Genomic DNA, 5,520 nt, shown 5'->3' with positions numbered 1-5,520 from the left:
CACAAATTTAACACTTTTCTCAAAATTCATGCACCGTGTTTTCGGCTTGACCCTAAGGTAGTCCGTTTTGGGTATTTGGCGGTTTATTTTCAGCATTCATGAAAACGGAATATTACGAACTGGCCGGCAAAAAACTTTGCATACCCATTGCAGAAAGCTATAGCGACTGCATGATCCTTATTAAGAGTGACAGATTCAGGCTTACAGGAAAAATGGAATCCACATTATCCATTCTTTTCCACAGTATCAAACCATTCAGCAGCACATTACTGTTTTGGTTGCGGCTGTCTTTATACAAAGGTTTTCTTTATCCTTTCTGTCGTTTCATGTATGAGAGAGTCAGCAAAAAAGCACAGGTGCAGATATCGCCCTTCACTAAAATAGGATACGGCTTCTATACCGGCCATAATATCTGTATGATTGTAAACGGAGCTACAGTCATCGGCAATAATGTCAATATATCCCAATTTCTCAACATTGGAACAAATCACAACACACCTGCAATAATCGGTGACAATGTATATATCGGTCCGCATGTCAGTATCGTCGAGAATGTTAAAATAGGCAGTAACTCTTCAATCGGCGCAGGAGCAGTTGTTACAAAAGACATTCCTGACAATGCAACCGCCGCAGGTGTTCCCGCCCAAGTCTTGAATTATAATAATCCAGGACGGTATGTCGGGAACAGATACAAATATAATCATGAAAAACTTCGACAATAAACACCTTTCCTTATAAATATTTATACTACAACAACGCAACTCTATCTGAGCATACCATAAATCCTTTGGGTGGCAAGCGCTATAAAATCATTCCCAAATTCAATAAGAAACAGACAATAAAACAGTTTTATTCTATTACGAGAACTTCAGAGAAACATTTATCGAGCTGCAAAAGAAAAAGTTTGCCTTATTACCCGACAAAAGATGGCCATTTCTTAATTAATTGCTACTTTTGCATATATTTCACATATAACCACACAGGCAAGAATCTCTTTTTTACTTAATTATGAAACTCAAAAATTTCATTATAGCCCTCTTTCTGTTTGCTCATACGACCAACGCACAAAATGCCATACAAAGATTAGGAGAAGATATAAATTACAGTATAGAAGCCCAAATAACTGCGTCAAAGGGACAAACACCCCTATGGTTAAACGCCAATCGTTATGGTATGTCCAGCATAACAGGTGACAATGGCCATTTAAGGGTCAGATTCGGAAAAGCTTCTGAAAGTGACACGACCCACAAATGGCGCATCGGTTATGGAACAGACATTGGTTTCCGCTATAACGCTGAAAGCAGTGTTTTTGTACAACAAATGTACGCAGACTTCGCCTATCGCGGCGTACGCCTTTCACTAGGCAGTAAAGAACGCCCTATGGCCTTGAAGAATCAGGAATTGAGCAGCGGTAGCCAAACATTCGGCATTAACTCCCACCCTATTCCCGAAGCACGCATCGAAATACCGGAATACATTTCTATCACAGGAAAAAGCGATTGGATAGGTATAAAAGGACATTTTGGCTATGGTATCACTACAGACGGGAAATGGGCCAGACATTACACAGCCGGTACAAATTACAGCAAACGCACTCTCTATCACACTAAAGCCGGCTATATGCGCTTTGGAAACAAAGACAAGTTTCCTCTCATTTTTGAAGGCGGCCTGGAAATGGCATGTATGTTTGGCGGAAGCATTTTTAATAATGGCAAGGAGCAGAAACTGGGCCAAGGGATCCGCGATTTTATTGAAGTCATATTTGGTACAGGACATGACATCGGTGAAACTGTCTATAAAAACGCCAATGGCAATACGGTCGGAAGCTGGCTATTTTCCTTAAGTTACGTTGGTAAAGATTGGGAAATACGCACCTATTATGATCATTTTTTCGAGGACCACTCCATGATGTTTTTCCAATACGGCTGGCTAGACGGACTTATCGGTGCAGAAATCAACCTCCCTCAAAATCCGTATATCAATACCTTTGTCTACGAATTTATGAACACGACTTATCAGGCCGGAGCGGTATATCATGACCATACTCCCGAAATACCTGATCAAATCAGTGCAATAGACAATTACTATAATCATACCATCCACTCAGGCTGGCAAAATTGGGGACAACCCATAGGTAATCCCCTATTCACCTCTCCGCTTTATAGAAACGACGAGAAACTGAATTTCAACAACAATCGCTTCAAAGCCCACCATTTTGGCATTTCCGGCACCCCTATTCCTTGGTTACACTACCGGTTACTCTATTCCTACACCAGTAATTTGGGAACGTATCATACTCCCTATCTTACTCCGAAATACAACAACAGTTTTTTATGTGAAGCGACATTGAGTTCCCCATGGCAACACAAGCCTGTACTCAGCGGATGGCAGGTAAAACTGGCTTTCGGCCTTGATAGAGGAGCTCAAATCGACAACAACACAGGCATGCAAATTTCCATCAAGAAAACATTCTGAATCTGATTGCGATTATCACAAGAAAAACAACAAGCGACATGGCCTTGTTCCGAGTCATTTAACGATTTTATCTATAAAACATTTGGCTCATATCCATAGATATTAGTAAATTTGCCGCAAAATTACAATATGAAACATTACCTCCATATTATATTATCATTTACCGTTTTTCTCTTCCTTATATCATGCGGTAATTACAACAAATTACAGAAAACAAACAATTACGACTACAAATACGAAGCGGCCAAACAATATTATTTTGAAGGGCAGTATAATCGCGCCAGCCTTTTCCTGCAAGACGTCATTGCCACTTTTAAAGGAACCAACAAAGGCGAGGAGTCGCTTTTCCTTTCGGGAATGAGCAGTTATAAAGCGCGCAATTATAACGCAGCCATGTCTTTTTTCCGTAAGTACTATCAGAGCTACCCCAGAGGTCTATATACAGAAAAAGCCCACTTCTATTGCGGAATGTCTCTCTATAAGAACATTCCCGAAGTCAAACTCGATCAAAGCGCCACCTACGAGGCGATCAGCGAATTTCAAGAGTTTTTGGAATTATATCCCGGGAGTGTACTTTCTGCAGAAGTACAAGAAATCATATTCAAGCTACAAGACAGACTGGTGGAGAAAGAATATCTTTCCGCTAAACTTTACTATGACCTCGGAAGCTATTTTCTCAACTGTTCCAATGGTGGCTCCAATTATCAAGCCTGCATCGTAACAGCGGAAAATGCCATCAAAGATTTTCCATATACTTCACGACGGGAAGATTTTGCCATCCTGATTCTGCGAGCCAAATTCGAACTTGCCGCACAAAGTATTGAGTCTAAAAAAGAAGAGCGCTACCACAATGCCATTGACGAATATTACGGATTCACCAATGAGTATCCCGAGTCAAAATACATGAAAGAGGCAAACGAATTATTCAAAAAAGCCAAACAATACACCTCTTCCTCGGACAGTGAGGATTAAAGCAGTGAACAAATAGCGGAAGGCAAGCGGAATCAACAGGAAGATGCCTTCCTGATATCAAATACGACAGAAACATCAATACAGACATAAAATAATGGATTACAAAAGAAGCAAAGCACCTACAAACACAGAGACTCACAATTTAATGGATTTCTGCAAAGGAACGGATAACATTTATGAGAGCATTGTCATCATGTCCAAGCGTGCCAATCAGATTTCTGTAAAAATGAAGGAAGATCTCTCCAAGAAACTCAAGGAATTCGCCTCCGGCAACGACAACCTTGAAGAGACCTTTGAAAACCGTGAGCAAATTGAAATTTCACGCTATTACGAGAAGCTTCCCAAGCCTACTCTAATTTCGGCTGATGAATATCTCAATGACAAAATATATTTCCGTAATCCAATCAAAGAAAAAGAAAAATTAAGTTCTGACTTATGATACAGCGCATTCAAAGCGTCTACTTGTTACTGGCCGGTATTATTCCGGCCTTTACCTTTTGTACGCCCATCATTACCTTCTCAAACGGTTCCTCTCTTATGAGCTATGCCATCACAGGAACTGAAGAACATTTTATTTCCTGTCCTTGGGGAGTTTTAGCCTTTACCGTTTTAAGTATTCTAACCGCCCTTTTCACCATTTTCAATTACAAGAATCGTCCGCGACAGATACGGCTGTGCAATCTCTTATTGATTTTTATCCTTCTGCTTTACGTCAGCATTCTGGCCTATAGCTACGCATTTGAAAATCGCCACAACGTATCCATGTCCTACTCCATCGGCCTGTTTCTCCCTCTGATATCCTATGTTTCAGGATGGTTGGCCCGCAGAGCCATCAGGAAGGATGAGGCGCTGGTACGCGCGGCCGAACGATTCCGGTAACCATACGATTCAGGAAACGGTTGCCAATCCTATCACCTCTAAAAACTTAAAAATGTCCCTCAATAAAGTAATGCTTATCGGCAACGTCGGCAAAGAGCCCGATGTACGCTACATCGACAACGGCGTAGCCACCGCCACTTTACGACTAGCCACGAGTACGCCGGGATATACCCTCCCCAATGGTACTACCGTTCCAGAGCGAACGGAGTGGCACAGCATACTCCTTTGGCGGCGTTTGGCCGAAATCGTGGAACGTTATGTACATACAGGCGACAAACTATACATAGAAGGGCAGCTCCGAACCCGCACCTATACCGACAAACAAGGAAAAACCCGCTACGTAACAGAGATATGGGCAGAGAACATGGAGATGCTCTCGCCCCGTGCCAACGGAAGCACATCCCCCCAGTCTGTCCCACAGCCTCAGAACTCAGTTAAGAAACAGGCTCCGGAAGATTGTCCCTTTTAAGAATCCCGCCATAAGTGCAGACTACATGTTTTCATCTTATCCCCCCACACTGCAAACTTCCTTTTGGGAAATTACCGAAACGGAAGAAGAACTTCTGCAACTCCTCCCACCAGACATCGGTTATGATAAAGAAGTACTCGGATTCCGCTCTCTCAAACGTCGGAAAGAGTGGCTGGCCGCCCGAGTTCTTTTTCATCATCTCATGGGCCCCTCAGCACGCATAGCCAGTTATCCAAGCGGCAGGCCATATATTCTACATGACAGCCGCTACATCAGCATTACCCATAGCGGAAACCACGTAGCAGTGCAAATATCGGAAAATCCGTCGGGCATAGACCTGGAAGCAAGAACTCCGCGTGCAGCAAAACTTCTCGACAAATTCATTACACCAGACGAATATCAGGAACTAAACAAAATAGACTTTCTGTCGGAAGAAACTAGCGCCGTCCTCTTTTGGAGCGCTAAAGAAGCTGTATATAAGACTTTTGACATTCCTGACCTGAATGTTAGAAATGATATCAGAATACAAGTTGAGGGTACATCTCTCATTGCTCATATTCTTTCAGAAAACCTCAGAGCTACCATCCACTACCACATTTCTCCCCTATTCGTATTCACCATTTGTCGTACTCTCTAAACATCTCTCACCCCTTCACAGCCGGCTTCGGCTGTTGTTTTTAAGGGTCAAGCCGAAATTCCGGTGCATTTGTTAAAATTCGAGAGCT

7 protein-coding genes are annotated in these 5,520 nt (G+C 42.4%); all 7 read left to right on the top strand.

Annotation, left to right across the window (positions count from 1 at the left end; all coding sequences use genetic code 11):
* Positions 1–98: 98 nt before the first annotated feature.
* The 7 genes from C5S62_RS03295 (at position 99) to C5S62_RS03265 (ending at position 5,432) form a co-directional block, all read left to right on the top strand.
* A complete protein-coding gene (locus tag C5S62_RS03295) occupies positions 99–722 on the top strand; it encodes a serine O-acetyltransferase (RefSeq protein WP_223301121.1) in 624 nt (207 codons plus the stop codon).
* A 286-nt stretch (positions 723–1,008) separates the two neighbouring features.
* Entirely contained in the window at positions 1,009–2,475 is a 1,467-nt protein-coding gene (locus tag C5S62_RS03290) for a capsule assembly Wzi family protein (protein WP_104404039.1), read from the top strand.
* Between the two features lie 129 nt (positions 2,476–2,604).
* Positions 2,605–3,447, top strand: a complete 843-nt coding sequence (locus C5S62_RS03285) for an outer membrane protein assembly factor BamD (RefSeq protein ID WP_104404038.1) — start codon at positions 2,605–2,607, stop codon at positions 3,445–3,447.
* Between the two features lie 94 nt (positions 3,448–3,541).
* On the top strand, positions 3,542–3,886 hold the full coding sequence (locus C5S62_RS03280; RefSeq protein ID WP_104404037.1) for a DNA-directed RNA polymerase subunit omega: 345 nt from the start codon (positions 3,542–3,544) through the stop codon (positions 3,884–3,886).
* A complete protein-coding gene (locus C5S62_RS03275) occupies positions 3,883–4,326 on the top strand; it encodes a DUF4293 domain-containing protein (protein WP_104404036.1) in 444 nt (147 codons plus the stop codon). The genes C5S62_RS03280 and C5S62_RS03275 overlap by 4 nt, the downstream gene beginning before the upstream one ends.
* Positions 4,327–4,378: 52 nt before the next feature.
* Positions 4,379–4,795 (top strand): single-stranded DNA-binding protein, encoded by a 417-nt coding sequence (locus C5S62_RS03270; protein WP_104404035.1) that lies wholly within the window; start codon positions 4,379–4,381, stop codon positions 4,793–4,795.
* A gap of 25 nt (positions 4,796–4,820) precedes the next feature.
* Positions 4,821–5,432 carry a 4'-phosphopantetheinyl transferase superfamily protein gene (locus C5S62_RS03265; protein WP_104404034.1) on the top strand — a complete coding sequence of 204 codons (612 nt, stop codon included), beginning with the start codon at positions 4,821–4,823 and terminating at the stop codon, positions 5,430–5,432.
* The last annotated feature ends 88 nt before the right edge of the window (positions 5,433–5,520 follow it).

Origin of the sequence: Prevotella sp. MGM2 (assembly GCF_002933955.1) — a bacterium.
In the GTDB taxonomy this organism is placed as follows: domain Bacteria; phylum Bacteroidota; class Bacteroidia; order Bacteroidales; family Bacteroidaceae; genus Alloprevotella.
This window is presented reverse-complemented; position numbering and strand designations above follow the sequence as displayed.